The following is a 21528-nucleotide window of genomic DNA, read 5'->3' on the forward strand; positions in this document are numbered from 1 at the left end:
AGGGGAGGGGGACCATCCGAAGGATGGTGGGGGGTGTCACCGCTTGCTGTCGAGGTCCGCCATCGCAAACCGGGACACCCCTCCGTCAGCCCTGCGGCCTGCCACCTCCCCTTGCAGGGGAGGAATTGGAGAGATGTGTCGACCCCCGCCTCTTTACACTTTGGCGCGTCAAATTACCGTCGCAGGAACAGCCACGACCGGATCGCACTCGCCAGATTGGGCGGGTCGTCCGCCACGATGCGCAGCGCGTCGATCTCCGCGACCAGCGCCGATAGCGGCAGGGCGTGGTCCACCGCCGCATCCTCCAGCGCGGCCCAGAATACCGGCTCCAGGCTGATCGAGGTCGCGTGGCCCGCGATGGTGATCGAGCGTTTCACCGGGCCGACAAAACCCTCCGCCGGGGCCGCGATGCGGCTCATTCGGTGTCGAACAGGCTGGCCAACTGCTCGATGATCGTGCCGCCCAGCTGCTCGGCATCCATGATCGTCACCGCGCGCGCATAATAGCGGGTCACGTCATGGCCGATGCCGATCGCGATCAGTTCGACCGGGCTCTTGCTCTCGATCCAGCCGATCACCTGGCGCAGATGCCGTTCCAGATAGCTGCCCGAATTGACTGACAGCGTCGAATCGTCGACCGGCGCACCATCGGAGATGACCATCAGGATGCGCCGCTCCTCGGGCCGCGCGATCAACCGGCTATGCGCCCACATCAGCGCCTCGCCGTCGATATTCTCCTTGAGCAGCCCCTCGCGCATCATCAGGCCGAGATTGTTGCGCGCGCGCCGCCACGGCTCGTCGGCCTGTTTGTAGACGATGTGGCGGATGTCGTTCAGCCGCCCCGGCTGCGGCGGGCGTCCGGCCGCCAGCCATGTTTCGCGGCTCTGCCCGCCCTTCCAGGCACGGGTGGTGAAACCGAGAATCTCGGTCTTCACCCCGCACCGCTCCAGCGTGCGCGCGAGAATATCGGCGGAGATGGCCGCGATGCCGATCGGCCGCCCGCGCATCGACCCCGAATTGTCGATCAGCAGGGTGACGACCGTATCGCGGAAATCGGTGTCGCGCTCGATCTTGTAGGACAGCGACTGGCCCGGATTGACCACGACGCGGGCGAGGCGCGCGGCATCGAGAATGCCCTCTTCCTGGTCGAAGTCCCAGGACCGCGACTGCTGCGCCATCAACCGGCGTTGCAGCCGGTTGGCGAGCTTCGACACCGCCGATTGCAGATGCGCCAACTGCTGGTCGAGATAGCCGCGCAGCCGCGCCAGCTCGTCGGCGTCGCACAGCTCTCCGGCGGCGACCACCTCGTCGAACTGGGTGGTCCAGGGTTTATAGTCGAACTGCGACGCCAGATCGGTCAGCGGCCGGTTGGGGCGGGTCGGCTGGCTGCCCTCGTCGCCGTCCTCGCCGGGTTCGCCGTCGAGATCGTCGAGCGACTCCTGGCTCTGCTCCTGCGACTCGCCGTCCTCGCTGTCGGAGTCGCGCTTCTCGGTGCGGGCCTCGACCTCGCCTTCGCCCTGGCCCTGTTCGTCGTTATCCTCTTCGCTCTCGTCCTGCTGCTGTTCGTCCTCGCCTTCCTGATCGTCGCCGCCTTCATCGGCCTGGTCGGGTTCGGCGGGCGGCTCGGCGAGTTCGAGATCGGCGAGCATCTTGGCGGTCAGCGACTGGAACGCCTTCTGGTCGTCCATCGCCCCCGCCAGCGCGTCGAGATTGGTAGCCCCCTCCAGCCAATCGCGCACCAGCGCCAAGGCGGGCGCGGTCTCGGCAGGCGAGGGCCGCCCGGTCATCCGCTCACGCAGAAGAAGCCCCAACGCGGTCGACAAGGGCACCTCGTCGCGGTTGCGCGCGCGGGTCAACGGGTCGGAGCGCAACCGCACGTCCAGGGCATGGGCGAGATTGTCGCCGATTCCGGCATAACCGCGCGCGCCCAGCGCCTCGATCCGTGCCGTCTCGACCGCGTCATAGACCGCGCGCGCCACCGCCTCGACCGGCGCGGCCTTGGCGTGCAGCGCGGTGTCGTGCAGCTTCAGCCGCAGCGCGAAGGCGTCGGCGAACCCGCGCGCCTCGGCCACCTGTACGGCGGGCAGTGCGCGGCCCGGCATCGGCACGCGGATATGCTTGCCCGACGCGGTCGGCGCATCGGCGGTGAAGGCGAGCTCGACCTCCGGCTCCTGCGCGATGGTGCGCGCGGTGCCGCCGAGGACCGCCTTGAACCGGTCGAGAGGGGTGTCGTTCGCCAAGAGGATCAGGCCCGGCCGACGACGCTTTCGGGCAGGTCCTTGCCGAAGACGCGCTGATAATATTCCGCCACCAGCGCGCGCTCGTTCTCGTCGCACTTGTTGAGGAACGACAGGCGGAAGGCAAAGCCCGGATCGCCGAAGATCAGCGTGTTCTGCGCCCAGGTGATGACCGTGCGCGGGCTCATCACGGTGGAGATGTCGCCGTTGACGAAGCCCTTGCGGGTCATGTCGGCGACGCGGACCATATTCTCGACCAGCTGCTTGCCGTCGGGCTTGTCATATTCGCCCGACTTGGCGAGCACGATCTGCGCCTCGGTGACGGCGGGCAGATAGTTGAGCGTGACCACGATGTTCCAGCGGTCCATCTGGCCCTGGTTGATCTGCTGCGTGCCGTGATACAGCCCGCTGGTGTCGCCCAGGCCCACCGTGTTGGCGGTGGCGAACAGGCGGAACCATGGATTGGGGCGGATCACCCGGTTCTGGTCGAGCAGGGTCAGCTTGCCTTCGGTCTCCAGCACGCGCTGGATCACGAACATCACATCGGGGCGGCCCGCATCATATTCGTCGAAGACGAGCGCGGTCGGCGTCTGAAGCGCCCAGGGGAGCAGACCCTCGCGGAACTCGGTCACCTGCTGCCCGTCCTTCAGGACGATGGCGTCGCGGCCGATCAGGTCGATGCGGCTGATATGCGCGTCCAGGTTGATGCGGATGCACGGCCAGTTGAGGCGCGCGGCGACCTGCTCGATATGGCTCGACTTGCCGGTGCCGTGATAGCCCTGCACCATCACGCGGCGGTTGTGCGCGAAACCGGCCAGGATCGCCAGCGTCGTGTCGGGATCGAACACATAGGCGGGATCGAGATCGGGGACGCGCTCGTCCGACACCGAAAAGGCCGGAACCTCCATATCGGTGTCGATGCCGAACAGGTCGCGCACCGACACCATCTTGTCGGGTGCATCGAGAATCGTCGTATCGCGGCTGTCGGGAAGCGTATTCGGGATGTTGGTCATCAGGCCCTCGTCTCGTCGCTCAACGCCTTAGGCCAAGCGCGGCTCCCTACTCAATGCCGCTGATCGTCAAGATAGACGAAGCGCGCGCGATTGCGGGCAGGGCTTTTCGGGCTCATCCTGCCCCCGATTCGGCGGGGCAAAAGGTGGTGCGGTCATCCGACCGGGCCGCAGGCTTCGGAGGGGGGGTAGGGCGATATGGCCAATTTCATCTGGTATGAATTGCTGACCGATGATGTCGCGGCGGCGCAGGACTTCTATGCGCGCCTCATCGGCTGGCAGGTCGGCGACAGCGGTATCGCCGATATCGACTACCGCATCGTCGCGACGCCCGAGGGCGAGGCGATCGGCGGCCTGATGCAGCGGCCAGCGGGTTCGCCGGGCGGGGCGGTCTGGCTGGGCTATCTGCCGGTCGTCGATGTCGATGAATCGGTCGAGGCGATCGTCGAGGATGGTGGCCAGGTGCTGATGCCCGCCTGGAGCATGGCGGGGGTGGGGCGCATGGCGCTGGTCACCGATCCGCTGGGTGCGCCCTTCTACATCATGGCGGCCGAAGGGGATCAGCCATCGCGCGCCTTTGCCGAACATGGGCGCGGCGACACGACCGGCCATGTCAGCTGGAACGAGCGGATCGCCAGCGACCCCGACCGTGCGCTCGCCTTTTTCGGACGGCATTTCGGCTGGAGCCATCAGGGCGGGATGCCGATGGGCGAGCTGGGCGAATATCGCTTCCTGGCCGATGGGCCGGTGGTGCTGGGCGCGCTGATGGGCTGTCCGCCGGGAGGTACGCCGGGGTGGCGCTTCTATGTCTCGGTCGCGGATATCGATGCCGCGGCGGCACGGGTGACCGAAGGCGGCGGGACGATCGAATATGGGCCGGTCGAGATTCCAGGCGGGGAGTATTCGATGGCGGCGCTCGACCCGCAAGGCGCGCGGTTCGGGTTGGTCGGGCCGCGGAAGTAATCCTCCCCTGCAAGGGGAGGGGGACCGCCGCGAAGCGGTGGTGGAGGGGGATCGCTGCACGGGACGTCCTTCGTGGAAGCCCCCCTCCGTCAGGGCTGTCGCCCTGCCACCTCCCCGTGCCGGGGAGGATCGTTTACGCAAACGCCGGGGCTTGGCGCAGCTGCTGGTACGCGGCGATGACTTTCTGCAACCGGGCCTCCTGGCTCCGGTCGCCGCCATTGCGATCGGGGTGGTAGCGTCGGACCAGCTCGCTATAGCGCCGCCGGAGCGCGCTCCGGTCGGCATTGGCCTCCAGCCCCAAGACCTTCAGGCTTTCGCGGTCCTGCCCTGACAGCGGCTTGCCGTCCGAGCGTTCGGGCGCGGCCTCGCGGCGATAGCGCGCCGCGATGGCGTCCAAGGGATCGGAAAAATCCGCCCAGCGCGGGCCTGGATCGGTCCCCCCTTGCGCAAAGGCACGCGTCTCGCGCTCCCAGCCCGCATAGGGGCGCTGGGCGCGGTGGATTTCGTCGGCGCTCATGCCGTCGAAGAAATTATAGCGGCTGTTGAAGGCGCGGACATGCTCCAGGCAGAACCAGCGGAACTGGCCGGGGCCGTCGCCGCTGCGCGTGCCTTCGGCCGGCGGCGCGCGGAACTCGCCCGCCTCGTCGCAACCGGCGTGATCGCACACGCGGTCGCTATTCTCGACCCGGCCGTGAAACCGGGCACCGGGCTTGTCCCTGGGGGTATCGCTGCTCGACCGACGCGCCACTGCTATCCGCTTGTCCCGAAAAACCGTCTATATAGGGGCCATGACCGATATCACCACCGCTCCCATCGCCGATCAGATCACCGCCCGCCTGACCCAGGCGCTGGCCCCGACGCATCTGGAGGTCATCAACGAAAGCGCGATGCATCGCGGTCATCTGGGCGATGACGGCACCGGCGAGAGCCATTTCCGCGTCGTCATCGTCTCGCCCGCCTTCGCTGGCCAATCGCGCGTCGCCCGCCAGCGCATGGTGAACCACGCGCTCGCCGATCTGTTGTCGGAGCGTATCCACGCGCTGGCGATCAGCGCGAAGGCGCCCGAGGAGTAAGCGAATGTCCTATGACCTGTGGTACTGGCCCGGCCTGCCGGGTCGCGGCGAGTTCGTCCGGCTGGCGCTGGAGGCCGCAGGTCTGCCCTATCGCGACCGAGGCGTGGAGGAGGGTGCCGAGGCGCTGCTCGACGATATGGAGGAGGGCGAGCGCCCGCCCTTCGCGCCGCCCTATCTGCGTGTCGAGAGACAGGCCATCTCGCAGGTCGCCAACATCCTCGACTGGCTGACCGAGCGGCACGATCTGGCACCGGTGGCCGACCGGACATGGCTGAACCAGCTGCAACTGACGATCAGCGACATGGTGGCGGAGGTGCACAACGTCCATCACCCGGTCGCCATGATGGCCTATTATCACGAACAGAAACCCGAGGCCGCCCGCGCCGCCGCGCAATTCCGGAGCGAGCGTATCCCCAAATTCCTGGGCTATTTCGAACGCGCGCTGGGCGACCGGGCGTGGATGGCGGGTGAGCGCTGGTCGCCGGTCGACACCTCGCTGTTCCAGCTGGTGGCGGGCCTGCGCTACATGTTTCCGAAGCGGATGGCGGCGGTGGAGGGCGATTACCCCCGGCTGATCGCGCTGCATGATCGGGTCGGGACGCTGCCCGGCATCGCCGCCTATCTGGACAGCGAGCGGCGACAGGCGTTCAACGAGGACGGAATCTTCCGCCATTACCCGGAGCTTGACGCCGCATGATTCGCCAACCCCGCCCCGCCGCGCGCATCCTGCTGGTCGATGCCACCGGGCGGACGCTGATGTTCCGCTTCACCCCCGACGACCGCCCGCCCTTTTGGTGCACGCCCGGCGGCGCGGTCGATCCGGGCGAGAGCTATGAGGATGCCGCGCGCCGCGAATTGCGCGAAGAGACGGGGCTCGACCGCGATTGCGGGCCGCAGGTCGCGCGGCGGCAGGTCGAGTTTCGCACCATCGAGGGTGTCGAGGTCGAGGCGGACGAGCGCTATTTCCGTGTCGACATCGACGCGCATGACGTGACCGGCGCGGGCCACACGCCGCTGGAACAGCGGGTCATGCAGAGCTGGCGCTGGTTTTCCCGCGACGAGCTAACGGCGCACGACGAACCCTATTTCCCGACCGATCTTCTCGAATTGCTCGACGCCACGGAGCCCACCCATGTTTGACGATTTTCTGCTGCGCACCTTGCAGCCATCCAGCCATGATCTGGGCGGGTTCAAGGTGCATCGCACGCTGCCCAACAAGGAGCGGACGATGGTCGGCCCTTTCATCTTCTTCGATCAGATGGGCCCGGCGCAGCTGCAACCCGGCTCGGGCATCGACGTGCGGCCGCATCCGCATATCAACCTGGCGACCGTCACCTATCTGTTCGACGGCGCGATCGGCCACCGCGATTCGCTGGGCACGGACCTGGTCATCGAGCCGGGGGCGGTGAATTTGATGACGGCAGGGCACGGCATCGTCCATTCCGAACGCTCGCCAGGCGAGATGCGGCCGCAAGGCCCGGTCCTGTCGGGCATCCAGACATGGCTCGCGCTGCCCGAGGCGCAGGAGGAGATCGACCCCTGCTTCGAGCATGTCGGGGCCGATGCCCTGCCCGAGATCGAAGGGAAGGGCGCGACCGCGCGAATCATCATGGGTGAGCTGTGGGGACAGCGTGCGCCGACGACGACCTATGCGGGCACCATCTATGCCGACATCGCGCTGGAGCCGGGCGGCAGCATCCCCATCGACGCGGCGGCCGAGGAGCGCGCCGTCTATTGCGCGCTCGGCGAAGCGAGCCTGGAGGGCATGCCGCTGGAGCCGCAGCGCCTCTATATCCTGAAGCCGGGAATCGCCGCGACCCTGCGCTCCGAATCGGGCGGGCGGGTGATGCTGTGCGGTGGCGATGCGTTCACGACGCCCCGCCATGTGTGGTGGAATTTCGTCTCCTCCCGCCGCGAACGGATCGAGGAGGCCAAGCGGGCGTGGAAGGCGCGGGAGTTCCCGACCGTGCCGGGGGACGATTTGGAGCGGATCGAGATTCCGGAGATTCCGAAGACGGTGAGTTATCCGTGACCAGAAGCTAAATCTTCTAAAGCCCCTCTCCCGGTAGGGGGAGGGGCAAGAGCCACGAGCCAGGCTCTCTGTGAGACCCCTTGCCCTCCCCCGGCCCCTCCCGCCTGCGGGAGGGGAGTAGGTTGGGCCACGGACAGACATCAGCCACACAAAAACAGCCCGCCAAACAGCGAACCGTCAAAACACCATCAATGTCAGAAAAATGGTGCCCAAGGGCGGGATCGAACCACCGACACTGCGATTTTCAGTCGCATGCTCTACCAACTGAGCTACTTGGGCCCACACCGCGATTGCGATTGGAGGCGTGCCTTTAGGGGTGGTTTTGTCCCGTGTCCAGCCCTTCTTCGTCACTTTCCTTGACCGGAATGCGATAACCCTCGCCCAGCCACTGCAACAGGTCGCGATCCTTGCACCCGCGCGAGCAGAAGGGGGCGTGTTCGGCAGCGGTCGGCTTGTCGCAGATGGGGCAGGGGGTCATGCGCGTTCCAATTGCAGGGGGCGGCCGGTGCGGCGGGCGATGGCGTCGCGCCAGTCCGGGTTCGCCATCAATCGATCATAAAGGGTGCCGGAGAGCCGATGCACGACGGCGGGGCCCGGTGGCTCGCGCTCCCACTGGCGCAGCAGCGCGCGGGCGCGGGCGCCGATGGGGTCGATGCCGAGCCGCTCGGGGATCGAGGCACGCGGGCGCGGGCGGACGATCTGGAGAAAACCGAAGCCGTTCACCGCCGTCCGCTCGAACGGGAGCGGGAGGGCGGCATCCAGAGCCTCCGCCACCGCCTGGCGCGGCCCCTTGCCCTCCAGCGTGGGGAAGTCGATGCCGATCGAGCCGCCGATGCCGTGGCGCAGGATGCTTTCCGCCACCGCGCGCGCGGCGGCGATCGACAGCGGTTCGTGCGGGGGCGAGCCATCGACGTCAAACAGCGTCATCGCCGGGGTCGGCGTCATGCGCAGAACGCCCGCGCCGAACCCGATCTCGCCCGTGACGGCTTCGTCGAGCAGTTCGGACCAGCCCGCCGCTTCGAGGTCGTCAGGTTGATGGGGCAGCAATTCGCGAACGGGAAAGCCGGTCGCGGCGATTCGTGCGCGCAGATCGGGGCCCGGCCCCGGTACGGCGTCCTCCGGTGCGACCACCGCCTTGGGTAGTTTCGAGCGGCCGCGCTCTGGAATGGCCTCCCGGATGACCAGGATGGTCAGCGCCGATCCTTGCGTCATTCCCTTGGGCACCGGCGCCAGCAGAACGTCGCCGCCGCTCGCTAACGTCACACGCCCCTGCCGACCGGGGAGCAGTTCGACCAATCGCCCCGCCGCCACCGTGCCGACGGTCAGCGTAGCCGTCAGCTGGATCGCGGCCTGGACGATGCGGCCATCCTCGACCAGCGCGGCGCGCGCCTCGCCAATTCCGGCCTCATAGAGCCATTCAGACAAGCGGGAGCCCGGCGGCCTTCAGCAGCGCGCGCGTCTCGAACAGCGGCAGGCCGATGACGCCCGAATGCGACCCTTGCAGGAAGCGGACAAAGGCTTCGGCACGGCCCTGAATGGCATAGCCGCCCGCCTTGCCCAGCCCTTCGCCGCAGGCGATGTACGCGTCGATCTCGTCGTCGGAGAGCGGCTTGAACGCCACGATCGTGTCGGCCAGCCGGGTGCGCGCCTTGCCGGTGGCGTCGATGACGCACACGGCGGACAGCGCATGGTGCCGCCGCCCGGATATCAGGCGCAGCAGCTTGCGCTGGACCTCCTCGGTCTCGGCGGGGGGCAGGATGCGACGGCCCAGCGCGATGGTGGTGTCGCCCGCGACGACCACCTCACCTTCGGCACGGGGCACCGCGTGCGCCTTTTCCACCGCCAGCCGCAGCGCGTATACACGGGGCAGCTCGGCGGGGCGGGGCGCTTCGTCGATATCGGGCGAGGCCGTGCGGTCGGGCACGACTCCCAGCCGCGCCAGCAGATCGCGGCGGCGCGGGGAGGAGGATGCAAGGACGAGCGGCATGGTTGGCCGGTCGCTCACTTGAAGCGGTAGGTGATCCGGCCCTTGGTCAGGTCGTACGGCGTCAGCTCGACGAGCACTTCGTCGCCGACCAGCACGCGGATGCGGTTCTTACGCATCTTGCCCGCCGTATGCCCCAGGATCTCGTGATCATTCTCGAGCTGGACGCGGAACATCGCATTGGGGAGCAGTTCCACCACGCGGCCGCGCATCTCGAGCAGTTCTTCCTTGGCCAAAAAATACCTCGGTTCGTCTTGTTTTAGGGTATGTCGAAGAGGCGCCGCCATAGCCGCAAAGCCGCCAAAAGGAAAGGCGCGGTCGTTCGACCCAGGATATGGGGTGGAGAGCGGGGTTCGGCAAGGCACTGGTGGACGGGATCAGCGCCCCGGCGCGTGCTCGAATCCCAAGGTCGCAGGCAAGGGGACGGGGCCATCCGCGTCGGCCAGCGACAATCCCTCGCCGGGGGCGAACAGGCCGATCCGGGTCGCCGCGACCGGCGGAGTCTGCTCGGGCGGCAACGCAAAGAGCAATTGATAATCGTCGCCCGCGGTGACGGCGGTCAGCCGCGCGGCGCGGTCGCCACCGCCAAAGGTGCGCGCTTCCACGGACAGGGGGACGGCATCCAGATCGATCAACACGCTCAAGCCGCTCGCCCGCGCCATTCGGTCGGCGTCGATCAGCAGCCCGTCGGACACGTCCATCATCGCATGGACGACGGGGCCGAGCGCGCGGCCTTCGGTCAGGCGGGGATAGGGACGGCGATAGGCATCGCGCAGCGCGACCGGGCCATGGCCGGCCTGCGCAATCGCCAGGCCCAGCCCGGCGTCGCCGATCGTGCCGGTGACCCACAGGGCGTCCCCTGCCTTGGCGCCGTCACGGGCGGGTGCCGGTGCATCGCGGCCGAAGGCGGTCAGCGTCAGGGTGCGGGGGCCGCGCTTCGACACCGTATCGCCGCCGATCAGCCGCGTGTCGAAACGGGTCAGCACCGTTGCCAACCCGTCCAGAAAGGCGCGGTCCCAGACGGAGTTGCCCAGCGGATAGTTGAGCAGAACCCCTTCGACCAGCGCGCCCTTGGCGGCCAGGTCGGACAAGTTGGTGGCGACCAGCTTCCACGCGACATCGGCGGGCGGGTCGTCGGGCAGGAAATGCACGCCTTCGACCAGCGTGTCGGTGGTGACGACCAGCGGTCCGGCGTCGATCACCGCACTGTCGTCGACCAGTCCGCGCGCGCCGGGATGCAGGGGCATCCGGCGCAACGCGGCGATGAACTCCGCCTCGGTCATCGGGGCGGGTAGGGGATCAGGCCCGCGCGACCTTGGCGATCGCGTCGAGCAGGCCGTTGACGAAGCCCGATTCGCGCTTCTCGTAAAAGGCGTGGGCGACATCGACATATTCGCTAATGACCGCGCCGACCGGCACGTCATGGCGTGCGATCAGCTCATAGGTCCCGGCGCGCAGGATCGCCTTCATCGGCTTGTCGAGCCGGTTCAGCGTCCAGCCCGAGGCCAGCTTGCCCTCGATCATCACGTCGATCTCGCCCAGCCGCGCATGGACGCCCTTGACGATGTCGTCGAAGAAGTCGGTGTCGGCATCGGCATATTCGACGTCTTCGATGGTCGCGCCGATGCGGTGATTGTGGAATTCGTGGAGCAGCGCCGCCAGCGGGGTCTGCTCCATGTCATGCTGATAAAGCGCCTGGACGGCGGCAAGGCGCGCGGCGGCGCGCGCCTGGGTACGGGCTGGAGGACGAGTCATTGGCGGGCCTTTACCGGGCTGTCGTCAATCCGTCACGCATTTTGGGAGAGGGGGCGGGAGCCCTCAAAGCATCCGGCGGAAATAGACCACCCGTTCGGTCTCGACGAACCCGAGGGCGCGGTGCATCGCATGAGAGTCGATATTGTCGAGTTCGGCGTCCGACGCGAACTCGGTGCATCCCTGCGCCCGGCCCCAGTCGGCCACCGCCGCGACCAGTGCACCGGCCACGCCCTGTCGCCGATGGGCCGGATCGACGCACAGTCCTTCGAGGAACAGCACCGGCGAGGTGTTGCAGCCATTGACGTAATCGTGCCGGATGGCAGCTTCGGCAAAACCGATTACCTGCGCATTCTCCAATGCGACGAAGCCGCCGCCCTGGGCCAGCCGTTCGGCAATCTCCGCCGGATCGCCCGCGTCCTCACCCCAAAGCATCGCCCGCAGCGCCAGCCATCCTTGCGAATGCTCCGGCGCGGCGGGCGTGACGATCACCGGTTGAGCCGCAGCCGCAGCGCCACCGACTTGGCATGGGCCGGAAGTCCCTCGGCATGGGCCAGTGCGACCGTTGCGGGACCTAGTTCGTTGAGCGCGGTCTCGGTCAGGCCCAGGAAGCTCGTCCGCTTCATGAAGTCGAGCACCGACAGCCCGCTGGCGAAACGCGCGCGGCGGCCGGTGGGCAGGACATGGTTCGGCCCGGCGACATAATCGCCGATGGCTTCCGGCGTATGGCGGCCCAGGAACACCGAGCCCGCATGGCGCAGGCGATCGAACAACGCCTGCGGATCGTCCACCGCCAGTTCGAGATGCTCGGGAGCGAGCCGGTCGACCAGCGGCATCGCGGCCTCCAGCGACTCGACGACGATGATCGCGCCGTTGGCGTCCCAGGCGGTGCGCGCGACGCTGGCGGTCGCCAGTTCGGGAATCTGCCGGTCGACCGTTTCGGCGACACGGACCGCGAAGTCGGCGTCGTCGGTGAACAGGATCGATTGGGTCACCGTGTCATGCTCGGCCTGGCTCAGCAGGTCGGCGGCAATCCAGTCGGCATCGTTCTTGCCGTCCGCGACCACGACGATCTCGGAGGGGCCCGCCACCATGTCGATGCCGACCATGCCGTAAACCTGGCGCTTGGCCTCGGCGACCCAGGCATTGCCGGGGCCGGTGACCACATCGACCCGCTGGATGCGGCCCGCGCCATAGGCCAGCGCGCCCACGGCTTGCGCGCCGCCGACGCGCCACACCTCGTCCACCCCCGCCAGATGCGCGGCGGCGAGGACCAGATGGTTGATCTCACCCTTGGGAGTCGGGGTCACCATCACCAGCCGCTCGACACCCGCCACCTTGGCGGGGATCGCGTTCATCAGCAGCGAGGAGGGATAGGCCGCGCGTCCGCCGGGGACATAGATCCCGGCGGCATCCACCGCCGTCCAGCGCGCGCCCAGCCGCACGCCCTGTGCATCGACATAGTCGGTGTCGGTCGGCTTCTGCTTCTCGTGATAGGCGCGGATGCGCGCGGCGGCGAGGTCGAGCGCGGCGCGCAGTTCGGGCTCCAGCGCGTCATACGCCGCACGGCAATCGGCGGGCTCGATCCGCCAGCCGGTCTCGGCCAGGTCATGGCCGTCGAACTGCTTGGTGAAGGCCGCCACCGCCGCCTCGCCATCGTCGCGCACCGCACGCAGGATCACCTGCACGTCGCGCGCGACATCGGCATCGCTCTCACGCCGGGCATCGACCAATGCGTCGAAGGCGGCGGCGAAGCCCGTGTCCGTCGTATCGAGGCGGATCATGCGGCTTCCTTCTCGGCCACGGCGCGGCGGAATGCCTCGACCAGCGGCACGACCTGCGCTCGCGTCTTCATCGCGGCGCGGTTGACGACCAGGCGTGAGGTGACCTCTTCGATCACCTCCACCTCGACCAGCCCGTTTTCCTTCAGCGTCCGGCCCGACGACACCAGGTCGACGATACGCGGCGCCAGACCCAGCGTCGGGGCCAACTCCATCGCGCCGTTCAGCTTGACGCACTCGGCCTGCACCCCGCGCGCGGCGAAGTGGCGGCTGGTGATATGCGGATATTTGGTCGCGACGCGGACATGGCTCCATCCGCGCGGATCGTCGCCTTCGGCCATCGCGGCGGGCTCGGCGACCGAGATGCGGCAATGGCCGATCTTCAGGTCGACCGGCGCGTAAAGCTCGGAATAGCCGAATTCGGATAGCACGTCCGACCCGACGATGCCCAGCTGGGCCGCGCCATGCGCGACAAAGGTGGCGACGTCGAAGGCGCGGACGCGGATCAGCTCAATGCCCGGCACATCGGTCGCGAAGCGCAGCGCGCGGCTGTCCTTGTCGGTGAAGGCCGATTCGGGCCGGATGCCGGCGGCGGCGAGCAGCGGCAGCGCCTCGGCCAGGATGCGTCCCTTGGGGACGGCGATGATCAGCGGTTGGGCCATGAGGATCGGGGACTTACCCACCCCGGTGGGGGATCGCAATTCTTATCCTCCCCGCATCGGGGAGGGGGACCACCGCGAAGCGGTGGTGGAGGGGGGACGCCGCAAGCTATGTCCTGTGTGGCGATCCCCCTCCGTCAGGCCTGCGGCCTGCCACCTCCCCGTGGCGGGGAGGATCGGGCGTTACACCTTCGCGGCGTAGATCATCCGGCCGGGGCCGAGATTGGCGAACACGCGGTCCAGTTCGTTCTCGCCGACCGCGAAGCAGCCCTGGCTGCGACCCAGCATGCCGTGCGTCTTGATCATGTCGCGATTGGCGTACCAGGCCGAATGGATCACGATCGCGCGCTCCAGCGCATTGTTGTTGGTCGGATCGAGGCCGACCAGCCGCTGCGACCGGCCATGCTTGCCGACATAATATTCGTCGGTCAGGAAGGCGCCCTCCGAGCTGGCATTCGAGTTGAATGCATTGGAGAAGCGCTGAAGATAGCCGCTGTGCGACGGGTCCGAACCGCTGCCGTGCGAGACGAGCAGCGAGTTGCTCCGGCCGCTGACCAGATCGACCAGGTGGAGGCGCGGTTCGGAAGAGCCGACCGCGAAATCGACGATCGCCATGCGATCACGCCGCTGGATGCGCGATCCGTGCCGCTGGAGCGAGGCCATCGCCTGGCGCAGCAGTTCCGGCCGGACGACCCGCGACGACGCCAGGATCGGCTGGGCCGGGATCGGCGATGGCATGGTCGGGCGCGTCGGCAGCGGTGGCTGGCGCACGGGGCGCAGATCACTTGCCGTCAGCCGCCCCCGGGCGCTCGCCGCCCCCGGAACCGCCAATGCCCCGGCGAGCACCAGCGCGTTCTTCAACAGCGCGCGCCGACCCGGCGTCGCGTCCAGATTATCGTGCATTTTGGTCCTTCAACCCCAGAAATCCCGCGACTCCTAGATAGCAGAGAAGGGGCGGTTTTTCTGCCCGTTCGTTGATCCGTTGATCGCTTGGTTCCATCGACTCGGCGTAAGTTCCGCCGTTCCGCAAAAATTTTCGCTTGGCACAAATTCTGGGTTGACGTGTTTAAAATTTCGTGAACTCGCCAAGGAAAAGGGATATGAAGGCTCTCGCTTTTTCCGCCCTGCTGGGCTTTGCGTCGCTGGGTCTGGCTGCGCCAGCTATGGCCGCCGATGAGGGGGCTGCCACCGCAACCATCGCCCAGGCGGCTGCTGCGCTGGCCCCGAATCGCTTCGTCTGGGCCGATCCGCAGATGACGGCGGTCGACCCTGTGACCCAGCCGGTCACCGTGGTGGTCAGCCTGCCCATGCAGCGCGCCTATGTCTATCGTGGCGAGACGATGATCGCCGCCGCCTCGGTATCGACCGGCAAGGATGGCAAGGATACGCCCACCGGTATCTTCCCGATTCTGGAGAAGCGCGAGATGCACCGCAGCAACCTGTATAACGACGCCGCGATGCCGTTCATGCAGCGGCTGACCTGGGATGGCGTCGCGCTGCACGCGGGCAACAATCCGGGATTTCCCGATTCGCATGGCTGCATCCGCCTGCCCGCCGCTTTTGCCAAGAAGCTGTTTTCGATCACCTCAGTGGGGACGAATGTGATCGTCACCGACCAGATGGTCGGTGATCATTTCGATCCGTCGCTGCTGGAAACCGAGGCGAGCCAGGCCAATCAGGCGCAATTGGCGTCGCTGACCCGGTAAATTTCTATGCGGCTTTGGACTGTGCCTGGGCCGACCGCTTCGTCAGGCCACTAGCCCCAAGGCCTGAAGCTGCGGTCGTAACGTCGCTTCGTCGGTGAAGTGCAACGCGTGAATGCCCAGTGCGGCCGCGGCGTCGATATTGGCGCGATTGTCGTCGATGAACACCGCCTCGCCCGGCTCCAGCCCGAATCGGGCGAGCGCGAGGCGGTAGATGGCGGGATCGGGCTTCACCAGCTTCTCGGTCCCCGACACCACGATATCGCGAAAGCGATCGAACAGCGTCGCTTCGGCCACGCGAAAGGCTGGCCAGAATTCATGGCTGAAGTTGGTGATCGCGAACAGCGGGACGCCCGCCGAATCGAGTTCGGCGACCAGTTCGTGCATTCCCGGGATCGGATCGCCGATGCTCTCGCGAAAGCGCGGGCCCCAAGCGGCGATCAGCTCGGCATGCTGCGGATAAAGCGCGATCAGCTCCGCCGAGGTGTCGGCGAAGTTGCGGCCCGCATCATGCTGGAAATGCCATTCGGTCGTGACGACATCGCGCAGAAACGCATCGAGCGCCCGATCGTCTGCGATCAGGCGCCGATACAGGATTCGCGGGTCCCAGTCGTAAAGGACGCGGCCGACGTCGAAGATGACGGCGGTCGGCCGATCGGCACGCGTGGCGGACAAGCTGTCCGTCCCGTTCGATTCGACCGGCATCAGGGCTGATTAGCCCTGGCGCGCCTTGAAACGACGGTTGGTCTTGTTGATGACGTAGGTGCGGCCGCGACGGCGGATCACGCGGTTGTCCCGGTGACGATCCTTGAGCGACTTCAGGGAATTGCGGATCTTCATGATCGATTCGCTTCTTTTGAACTGGAGGGTGATCTGGAAAGCGTCGCCGCCTAGTGGCAACGGGCCTTCAAGTCAAGGTTGGGGCATGACAAGGCGATCAGGATGCATCGCGCCCCTTTCGCCACCGGATCAACCGCCATATGTCATGCGTTGCCCATCCGTAACATCCTTCAAGGTGTCTTCAACGCATGAAAGCCCGCTCGCTCCTGATCCTCGCGGCCGCCGCCGGAACGCTGGCCGCCTGTTCCACCACGGGCGGGCGTATGCCGCCGACCGAGGTGATCCGCTATCACCTGGGCGAGCCGATCGCGCGCGGGACCATCCGTGTCGAACCGCTGTCGAGCACCGGCCCGGCCAGCATCGAGTTCAAGACCTATGCCGCCGCGGTCGAAACCGCGCTGCTGCGCAACGGCTATTCGGTGGCGCAGGGTGACGCGCAGCCGGACTATATCGCCACCGTCTCCTTCACCCGCGCCAACCGACTCGGCCCGCCGCGCCCGTCGCCCTTTTCGATCGGCCTGGGCGGAGGCAGCTTCTCGGGCGGTCGCGGCGGCGGCGTCGGCCTGGGCGGGGGCGTGAGCTTCCCGATCGGCAAGAGCCGTCCACAAGAGATCATCGGCACCGAATTATCGGTCCAGATCAAGCGCCGCGTCGACCAGTCGCCGATCTGGGAAGGCAGCGCGCGCAACATGGCGCCAGTCGAAACCCTCGCTAAGCTGGATGCCCAGGCGCAGGCGACCAAGCTGGCCGATGCGCTCTTCACCAAATTCCCCGGCGAATCGGGCCGCACGATCGAGGTGAAGTGACGCGATGACGCTGACCATCAATGCGTCCTTCGACGGCGGCAACATCCGCGTCGTGGCGATCGACGGCGACCGGGTCGACCTGGAGATCGTCGCCGACAAGGATTCGGACTTCTATCAGTGGTTCTATTTCCGGGTCGGCGGGGCGAAGGGCCGGATGCTGACCTTTCGCATCCTGAACGGCGCGGGGTCGGCCTTTGCCGATGGCTGGCCGCATTATCAGGTGCGCGCCTCGACCGACCGGCAGGACTGGAGGATGACGCCGACGACCTACAGTGACGGCGTGATCGAATGGCAGTGGACGGGCGAGAGCGATCTCGCCTGGTTCGCCTATTTCGAGCCCTACACGATGGAGCGTCACCATGATCTGGTCGCGCGAATCGCCGGTCGCGGCGTCCATCACGAAGAAATCGGCGTCACCCTGGACGGCCAGCCGATCGATTATTTCCGCCTCGGCTCCGGCCCCAAGCAGGTGTGGCTCTATGCCCGCCAGCATCCGGGCGAGTCGATGGCCGAATGGTGGATGGAGGGTGCGCTCGACTGGCTGACCAGCCCGGCGGCCGAATCGCTGCTGGCGGCGGCGACGGTCCATGTCGTGCCCAACATGAACCCGGACGGCACGCGTCGCGGACATCTGCGCACCAATGCGGCGGGCGTGAACCTAAACCGCGAATGGCATGACCCTACGCCCGAGCGCAGCCCGGAAGTGCTGTGCGTTCGCAATCGCATGGACCAGACCGGCGTCGACTTCGCGATCGACGCGCATGGTGACGAGGCAATTCCCGCGAACTTCATCGCCGGGTTCGAGGGGATTCCCAGCTGGACCGAGGAGCACGGCGCCAAATTCTATGAATTCGGCCGCCGTTTGGCCGCCCATACGCCCGATTTCCAGACCCAGATGGGTTATGAGAAGGCGGGGCCGGGCCGGGCGAATCTGGCGATGTCGACCAACCAGCTCGCCGAGCGATTCGGTGCGGTGTCGGTGACGCTGGAAATGCCGTTCAAGGATCACGATCCCAACCCCGACGCGGTGCATGGCTGGTCGGGCGAACGCTCGGCCAAGCTGGGCGTGTCGTGCCTGGAAGTGCTGGCCGGGATGATCGGGGAGATCTGATCGGGTTTGGGGAAGCCCTTGCAGGGGGGCTTCCCCGCTTCTCTCATCCCCAAAGGTAAAATGGCCTCGGTCGCCGCAAGGACACATACCTCTGCGTCCTGCGCGCCTCTGCGCGAACCTATCGAACCCCGTTCAGCCTGAGCGGCGTTATCGCCGGACGCCTTCCGCGGCCAGATAGCGGTCCAGCTCGGCCAATACCCGCTCCAGACCGGACGCACTGCCCGCCTCCGCGCGCACGGTCAGCGCTGCCTGGGTGTTGGAGGTGCGCAATAACCACCAGCCGTCCGCCGTCCGCACCCGCACGCCATCGGTGTCGTTAACGTCTGCACCTTCGGCCCGCAGCGCCTCCGCCACGCGGGACACGATCGCGAACTTGTCCGCCTCCGCCACCACGATTCGCGTCTCGGGGATGTCGACCATCGCGGGCATCGCGCCGCGTAGCTCGGTCATCGAGTGGCCCGCCAGATGGACGCTGCGAATCAGGCGGACCGCGGCATAATGCGCATCGTCGAAGCCGTACCATTCGCCCGCAAAGAACATATGGCCCGACATCTCGCCGCCCAGCGGCGCGCCCGTTTCGACCATCTTGGTCTTCATCAGGCTGTGGCCGGTCTTCCACATCACCGGCTGGCCGCCCAAGGCCTGGATATGGTCGAACAGCGCCTGGCTGGCCTTCACGTCGGCCACGATCGGCGCGCCAGGATATTCGGCGAGCACGGGCCCCGCCAGCAGCATCAGGATCTGGTCACCCCAGATCACCCGGCCCTGGCCGTCGATCGCGCCGATCCGGTCGCCATCGCCGTCGAAAGCGAATCCGAAATCGAGCCGTCTCTCCGCCACCAGCGCCTTCAGCGCGTCTAGGTTGCTCTCGACCGTCGGATCGGGGTGATGATGCGGGAAATGACCATCCACATCGGTGAACAGCGTATGGTGCTCACCCGGCAGGCGCTGGACCAGCTTTTCGATGACCGGCCCCGCCGCGCCGCTGCCGCAGTCCCAGCCGATGCGGTATTCGCCGCCCGCATAACCCGCCATCAGCCGGTCGACATAGGCGTCGAGGATATCGTGCTCCGTGACCTGCCCTTCGCCATCGGTCCAGTCGCGCGCCGCCGCCATCCGCGCCAGATCCTGCACATCCTCGCCAAAAAAGGGGCGATGCTGCAGCACCATCTTGAAGCCATTGTCGTCGCGGGGGTTATGGCTGCCCGTTACCTGTACGGCGCCGTCCACTTCTAGGGTCGCCTCGGCGAAATAGACCATCGGCGTGGGGCCCAACCCCAGGCGTACGACGTCGACACCGCTGTCGGTCAGCCCCTCGATCAGCGCGGCCTCCAGCATAGGCGAACTCAACCGCCCGTCGCGGCCCACCGCCACGCGGGTGCCACCTGCACGCCGCACCCGCGTGGCGAAGCCGCGTCCGACCGCATAGGCCGCGCCCTCGTCCAGGGTCTCGGGCACGGTGCCGCGCACATCATATTCGCGGCATGCGCTGGGGTGGATCGCCGCGACCCGCTCAGCCCCGGGATCAGGCATCGCGCCGGGCCAGCAACAGGTCGCGCGCCGCATTCACCCGCCGCGTCAGGTCGGCCGAGCCGCCGCGATCGGGATGGACCTGCCCAACCAGTCGGCGATGGGCCTGGCGGATCGCCTCGGCATCCGCGCCGGGCGGCAGGTCGAGAATGGCGAGCGCATCCGCCTCGTCACGGGGCAGGCGCGGCGCCGGGCTGCGCTTGGCGGGGCGTGGCATATAGCGCCACACCAGCCAGATGACCGCCAGCGCGATCAGCCATTTCATGCGGCGGCGTCTGCCTCTTTGGTGCCGGCGTCCGCCCCGAGCTCGGGCAGCTGTAAGGCTGCCATCATCTCGCGCAGTTCCTGCCGTGCGGCGACATGGCCCAGGCCCATCGCGCCGAATTCCTTGGCGTCGATCATGGTCAGGCCGTTGGGGAACATCTCGCGATAGATGACCCGCTCGCCCAGCCCTGGAATCACCCGGAAGCCGACCCGGCGCGACAGATCGGTCAGCGCATCCGACACGCGGCGCATGTTGCGCGCCTCGATATGCTGCAACCGGTTGCGCAGCACGACCCAGTCGATGGTGGTCCCGTCGGCGCGTGCCCGCTGCTTGCGCGCGTCCCAGATCAGCTCGGAATAGAAGCTGGGGCGCGTGACCTGGAACGTCTCGGGATCGACCTGGCCGATCAGGTCGAAGTCGACGAAGCTGTCGTTCATCGGCGTGACCAGCGTGTGCGACAGCGCGGCGGCGGTGCGCGCGAAATGATCGTCGCGGCCCGGCGTGTCGACGATCAGGAAGTCGGCGTCCTGCGACAGGCCGAACCACAGCTCCTCGAACCCCTCCTCGGTCTGGCTGGTATGAGTCGCATGGACCGGCATGGGCAATTGGTGCCCGGTGCGCTTGATCGTCTCGGCGCGATTGTCCAGATAGCGCCCGACGGTACGCTGGCGATGATCCAGGTCCAGACAGGCCACCCGCGCCCCCTTGGCGGCCAGCGCGATGGCGACGTGAACCGCCGTGGTCGATTTGCCGGTGCCACCTTTTTCATTGGCAAAGACAATTACGTGCGTGGAAGATAGCCGTTCCGGCAACTCGTCGCTTCCTTATTGATCCCCGTTGCCACCCTACATAGAAGCCCTGGGCGTGGGGAACGAGGGGTAAAATCAGTGGAAGTCATTCGGGATCGCGAAGCCTTGGTCGCGGCGCTCGCCAGCTTGCGTGCGGACGGCGCGCGCGTGGCGTTCGTGCCGACCATGGGCGCGCTCCATGCCGGGCATGTCGCGCTGATCGAAGCGGCGAAGCGGCCCGGCACCAAGGTCGTGGCCTCCATCTTCGTCAACCCGAAGCAGTTCGGCGCGGGTGAGGATCTGAGCCGCTATCCCCGGCGCGAGCTGGCTGATATCCGCATGTTGACCGAGGCGGGCTGCGACCTGCTCTGGCTGCCCGGCGTCGAGGTCATGTACCCGGAGGGCCACGCCACGACGATCCGCGTCGCGGGCGTGACCGAGCCGCTGGAGGGGGCGTCGCGCCCCGGCCATTTCGACGGCGTCGCGACCGTCGTCGCCAAGCTGTTCAACCAAGTCGGCCCCGATGCCGCCTATTTCGGCGAGAAGGATTTCCAGCAGCTGGCGGTGATCCGTCGTATGGTCGCCGATCTCGACTTTCCCATCGAGATCGTCGGCGTGCCGACCCAGCGCGACGATGACGGCCTCGCTCTGTCCTCGCGCAACATCTATCTGGATGAGGAACAGCGGGCCAAGGCCGTGGCGCTGCCGCGTGCGCTTGGCGTCGCGGCGCGGGCGATTGGGCGCGGCGAGGACGTCGCCAGCGTGCTGGCCGATGCGCGCGCCACACTGACCGCCGCCGGGTTCGAGGTCGATTATCTCGAGCTGGCCGATGCCGAGACGCTGACGCCCCATGGTTCCGGCGACACCGCCCCCGACCGCCCCCGCCGCTTGCTTGCCGCCGCCCGGATTGGATCGCACCGACTGACCGATAACAACACTGGCACGGACGGTTAACCAATTAAACAATTTGTGACCGTTCTGGTCATATGTCTAGC

At 67.2% G+C, this 21528-nt stretch carries 28 protein-coding genes and 1 tRNA gene; 9 read left to right on the top strand and 20 right to left on the bottom strand.

Annotation, left to right across the window (positions count from 1 at the left end; genetic code table 11):
• Nucleotides 1-173 precede the first annotated feature (173 nt).
• The 3 genes from SB4_RS14580 to cobS are packed head-to-tail and all read right to left on the bottom strand — an operon-like array spanning nucleotide 174 to nucleotide 3249.
• Nucleotides 174-419: a ribbon-helix-helix domain-containing protein gene (locus tag SB4_RS14580; RefSeq protein ID WP_058753151.1), complete on the bottom strand. Its 246-nt coding sequence runs from the start codon at nucleotides 417-419 to the stop codon at nucleotides 174-176.
• Nucleotides 416-2239: a cobaltochelatase subunit CobT gene (gene cobT / locus SB4_RS14585; RefSeq protein WP_058753152.1), complete on the bottom strand. Its 1824-nt coding sequence runs from the start codon at nucleotides 2237-2239 to the stop codon at nucleotides 416-418. Before cobT ends, SB4_RS14580 begins: the two co-directional genes overlap by 4 nt.
• 5 nt (nucleotides 2240-2244) lie before the next feature.
• Nucleotides 2245-3249, bottom strand: a complete 1005-nt coding sequence (gene cobS, locus SB4_RS14590; RefSeq protein WP_058731949.1) for a cobaltochelatase subunit CobS — start codon at nucleotides 3247-3249, stop codon at nucleotides 2245-2247.
• A gap of 195 nt (nucleotides 3250-3444) precedes the next feature.
• Here cobS and SB4_RS14595 point away from each other — a divergent pair, with 195 nt between their 5' ends.
• Nucleotides 3445-4209: a VOC family protein gene (locus tag SB4_RS14595; RefSeq protein ID WP_058753153.1), complete on the top strand. Its 765-nt coding sequence runs from the start codon at nucleotides 3445-3447 to the stop codon at nucleotides 4207-4209.
• A 133-nt stretch (nucleotides 4210-4342) separates the two neighbouring features.
• Here SB4_RS14595 and SB4_RS14600 read toward each other — a convergent pair whose 3' ends face one another.
• Nucleotides 4343-4957 carry a J domain-containing protein gene (locus SB4_RS14600; protein ID WP_058716698.1) on the bottom strand — a complete coding sequence of 205 codons (615 nt, stop codon included), beginning with the start codon at nucleotides 4955-4957 and terminating at the stop codon, nucleotides 4343-4345.
• 40 nt (nucleotides 4958-4997) lie between these two features.
• On the opposite strand from SB4_RS14600, the gene SB4_RS14605 reads away from it, so the two are divergent.
• The 4 genes from SB4_RS14605 to SB4_RS14620 are packed head-to-tail and all read left to right on the top strand — an operon-like array spanning nucleotide 4998 to nucleotide 7314.
• Complete coding sequence (locus SB4_RS14605) at nucleotides 4998-5282, top strand: BolA family protein (RefSeq protein WP_058731947.1); 285 nt, start codon at nucleotides 4998-5000, stop codon at nucleotides 5280-5282.
• 4 nt (nucleotides 5283-5286) lie between these two features.
• Complete coding sequence (locus SB4_RS14610; RefSeq protein ID WP_058753154.1) at nucleotides 5287-5979, top strand: glutathione S-transferase; 693 nt, start codon at nucleotides 5287-5289, stop codon at nucleotides 5977-5979.
• The gene (locus SB4_RS14615; protein WP_058753155.1) at nucleotides 5976-6422 is read left to right on the top strand and encodes an NUDIX hydrolase; all 447 of its coding nucleotides are present in this window, start codon (nucleotides 5976-5978) and stop codon (nucleotides 6420-6422) included. The genes SB4_RS14610 and SB4_RS14615 overlap by 4 nt, the downstream gene beginning before the upstream one ends.
• On the top strand, nucleotides 6415-7314 hold the full coding sequence (locus SB4_RS14620) for a pirin family protein (protein ID WP_058753156.1): 900 nt from the start codon (nucleotides 6415-6417) through the stop codon (nucleotides 7312-7314). Before SB4_RS14615 ends, SB4_RS14620 begins: the two co-directional genes overlap by 8 nt.
• Before the next feature lie 203 nt (nucleotides 7315-7517).
• On the opposite strand, the gene SB4_RS14625 is transcribed toward SB4_RS14620, so the two are convergent.
• The 11 genes from SB4_RS14625 to SB4_RS14670 all read right to left on the bottom strand — a co-directional run bounded on the left by SB4_RS14625 (nucleotide 7518) and on the right by SB4_RS14670 (nucleotide 14393).
• A tRNA-Phe gene (locus tag SB4_RS14625) sits at nucleotides 7518-7593 on the bottom strand.
• Nucleotides 7594-7624: 31 nt separating this feature from the next.
• Nucleotides 7625-7792: a DNA gyrase inhibitor YacG gene (locus SB4_RS19130; RefSeq protein WP_082670196.1), complete on the bottom strand. Its 168-nt coding sequence runs from the start codon at nucleotides 7790-7792 to the stop codon at nucleotides 7625-7627.
• Nucleotides 7789-8739, bottom strand: a complete 951-nt coding sequence (locus SB4_RS14630; protein WP_058753157.1) for an Rne/Rng family ribonuclease — start codon at nucleotides 8737-8739, stop codon at nucleotides 7789-7791. Before SB4_RS14630 ends, SB4_RS19130 begins: the two co-directional genes overlap by 4 nt.
• Entirely contained in the window at nucleotides 8732-9301 is a 570-nt protein-coding gene (locus SB4_RS14635) for a Maf family protein (RefSeq protein ID WP_058753158.1), read from the bottom strand. The genes SB4_RS14630 and SB4_RS14635 overlap by 8 nt, the downstream gene beginning before the upstream one ends.
• A 14-nt stretch (nucleotides 9302-9315) precedes the next feature.
• The gene (gene infA, locus SB4_RS14640) at nucleotides 9316-9534 is read right to left on the bottom strand and encodes a translation initiation factor IF-1 (protein ID WP_007403889.1); all 219 of its coding nucleotides are present in this window, start codon (nucleotides 9532-9534) and stop codon (nucleotides 9316-9318) included.
• 141 nt (nucleotides 9535-9675) lie between these two features.
• The gene (gene thiL / locus SB4_RS14645) at nucleotides 9676-10581 is read right to left on the bottom strand and encodes a thiamine-phosphate kinase (RefSeq protein ID WP_058753159.1); all 906 of its coding nucleotides are present in this window, start codon (nucleotides 10579-10581) and stop codon (nucleotides 9676-9678) included.
• Between the two features lie 16 nt (nucleotides 10582-10597).
• Nucleotides 10598-11053 carry a transcription antitermination factor NusB gene (gene nusB / locus SB4_RS14650; protein ID WP_058716690.1) on the bottom strand — a complete coding sequence of 152 codons (456 nt, stop codon included), beginning with the start codon at nucleotides 11051-11053 and terminating at the stop codon, nucleotides 10598-10600.
• A gap of 63 nt (nucleotides 11054-11116) precedes the next feature.
• The gene (aac(6'), locus tag SB4_RS14655; protein ID WP_420893897.1) at nucleotides 11117-11539 is read right to left on the bottom strand and encodes an aminoglycoside 6'-N-acetyltransferase; all 423 of its coding nucleotides are present in this window, start codon (nucleotides 11537-11539) and stop codon (nucleotides 11117-11119) included.
• A complete protein-coding gene (gene hisD / locus SB4_RS14660; protein ID WP_058753161.1) occupies nucleotides 11539-12834 on the bottom strand; it encodes a histidinol dehydrogenase in 1296 nt (431 codons plus the stop codon). Before hisD ends, aac(6') begins: the two co-directional genes overlap by 1 nt.
• On the bottom strand, nucleotides 12831-13493 hold the full coding sequence (hisG, locus tag SB4_RS14665) for an ATP phosphoribosyltransferase (protein WP_058753162.1): 663 nt from the start codon (nucleotides 13491-13493) through the stop codon (nucleotides 12831-12833). The genes hisD and hisG overlap by 4 nt, the downstream gene beginning before the upstream one ends.
• A 180-nt stretch (nucleotides 13494-13673) precedes the next feature.
• Nucleotides 13674-14393 (bottom strand): murein L,D-transpeptidase catalytic domain family protein, encoded by a 720-nt coding sequence (locus SB4_RS14670; RefSeq protein ID WP_058753163.1) that lies wholly within the window; start codon nucleotides 14391-14393, stop codon nucleotides 13674-13676.
• 197 nt (nucleotides 14394-14590) lie between these two features.
• Between SB4_RS14670 and SB4_RS14675 the strand changes: the two genes are divergently transcribed.
• Nucleotides 14591-15196 (top strand): L,D-transpeptidase family protein, encoded by a 606-nt coding sequence (locus SB4_RS14675; protein ID WP_058753164.1) that lies wholly within the window; start codon nucleotides 14591-14593, stop codon nucleotides 15194-15196.
• A 42-nt stretch (nucleotides 15197-15238) separates the two neighbouring features.
• Here SB4_RS14675 and SB4_RS14680 read toward each other — a convergent pair whose 3' ends face one another.
• Both SB4_RS14680 and ykgO read right to left on the bottom strand, forming a co-directional pair.
• Nucleotides 15239-15898 (bottom strand): HAD family hydrolase, encoded by a 660-nt coding sequence (locus SB4_RS14680; protein WP_058753165.1) that lies wholly within the window; start codon nucleotides 15896-15898, stop codon nucleotides 15239-15241.
• 9 nt (nucleotides 15899-15907) lie between these two features.
• Nucleotides 15908-16033 (bottom strand): type B 50S ribosomal protein L36, encoded by a 126-nt coding sequence (ykgO, locus tag SB4_RS14685; protein ID WP_003046794.1) that lies wholly within the window; start codon nucleotides 16031-16033, stop codon nucleotides 15908-15910.
• 188 nt (nucleotides 16034-16221) lie between these two features.
• Between ykgO and SB4_RS14690 the strand changes: the two genes are divergently transcribed.
• Both SB4_RS14690 and SB4_RS14695 read left to right on the top strand, forming a co-directional pair.
• Nucleotides 16222-16839 carry a DUF4136 domain-containing protein gene (locus tag SB4_RS14690; protein ID WP_058716683.1) on the top strand — a complete coding sequence of 206 codons (618 nt, stop codon included), beginning with the start codon at nucleotides 16222-16224 and terminating at the stop codon, nucleotides 16837-16839.
• Between the two features lie 4 nt (nucleotides 16840-16843).
• Nucleotides 16844-17950 (top strand): M14 family metallopeptidase, encoded by a 1107-nt coding sequence (locus tag SB4_RS14695; protein WP_058753166.1) that lies wholly within the window; start codon nucleotides 16844-16846, stop codon nucleotides 17948-17950.
• 147 nt (nucleotides 17951-18097) lie between these two features.
• Here the strand turns inward: SB4_RS14695 and pgmG are convergent, their stop codons facing one another.
• The 3 genes from pgmG to SB4_RS14710 are packed head-to-tail and all read right to left on the bottom strand — an operon-like array spanning nucleotide 18098 to nucleotide 20557.
• On the bottom strand, nucleotides 18098-19483 hold the full coding sequence (gene pgmG / locus SB4_RS14700; RefSeq protein ID WP_058753169.1) for a phosphoglucomutase/phosphomannomutase PgmG: 1386 nt from the start codon (nucleotides 19481-19483) through the stop codon (nucleotides 18098-18100).
• Complete coding sequence (locus SB4_RS14705) at nucleotides 19476-19745, bottom strand: J domain-containing protein (protein ID WP_058753167.1); 270 nt, start codon at nucleotides 19743-19745, stop codon at nucleotides 19476-19478. Before SB4_RS14705 ends, pgmG begins: the two co-directional genes overlap by 8 nt.
• A complete protein-coding gene (locus SB4_RS14710; protein ID WP_058716680.1) occupies nucleotides 19742-20557 on the bottom strand; it encodes a division plane positioning ATPase MipZ in 816 nt (271 codons plus the stop codon). The genes SB4_RS14705 and SB4_RS14710 overlap by 4 nt, the downstream gene beginning before the upstream one ends.
• A gap of 75 nt (nucleotides 20558-20632) precedes the next feature.
• Between SB4_RS14710 and panC the strand changes: the two genes are divergently transcribed.
• Nucleotides 20633-21487, top strand: coding sequence for a pantoate--beta-alanine ligase (panC, locus tag SB4_RS14715; RefSeq protein WP_058753168.1), 855 nt, complete (start codon nucleotides 20633-20635; stop codon nucleotides 21485-21487).
• The last annotated feature ends 41 nt before the right edge of the window (nucleotides 21488-21528 follow it).

It is taken from the genome of Sphingomonas sanguinis, assembly GCF_001476905.1.
Classification (GTDB): domain Bacteria; phylum Pseudomonadota; class Alphaproteobacteria; order Sphingomonadales; family Sphingomonadaceae; genus Sphingomonas; species Sphingomonas sanguinis_B.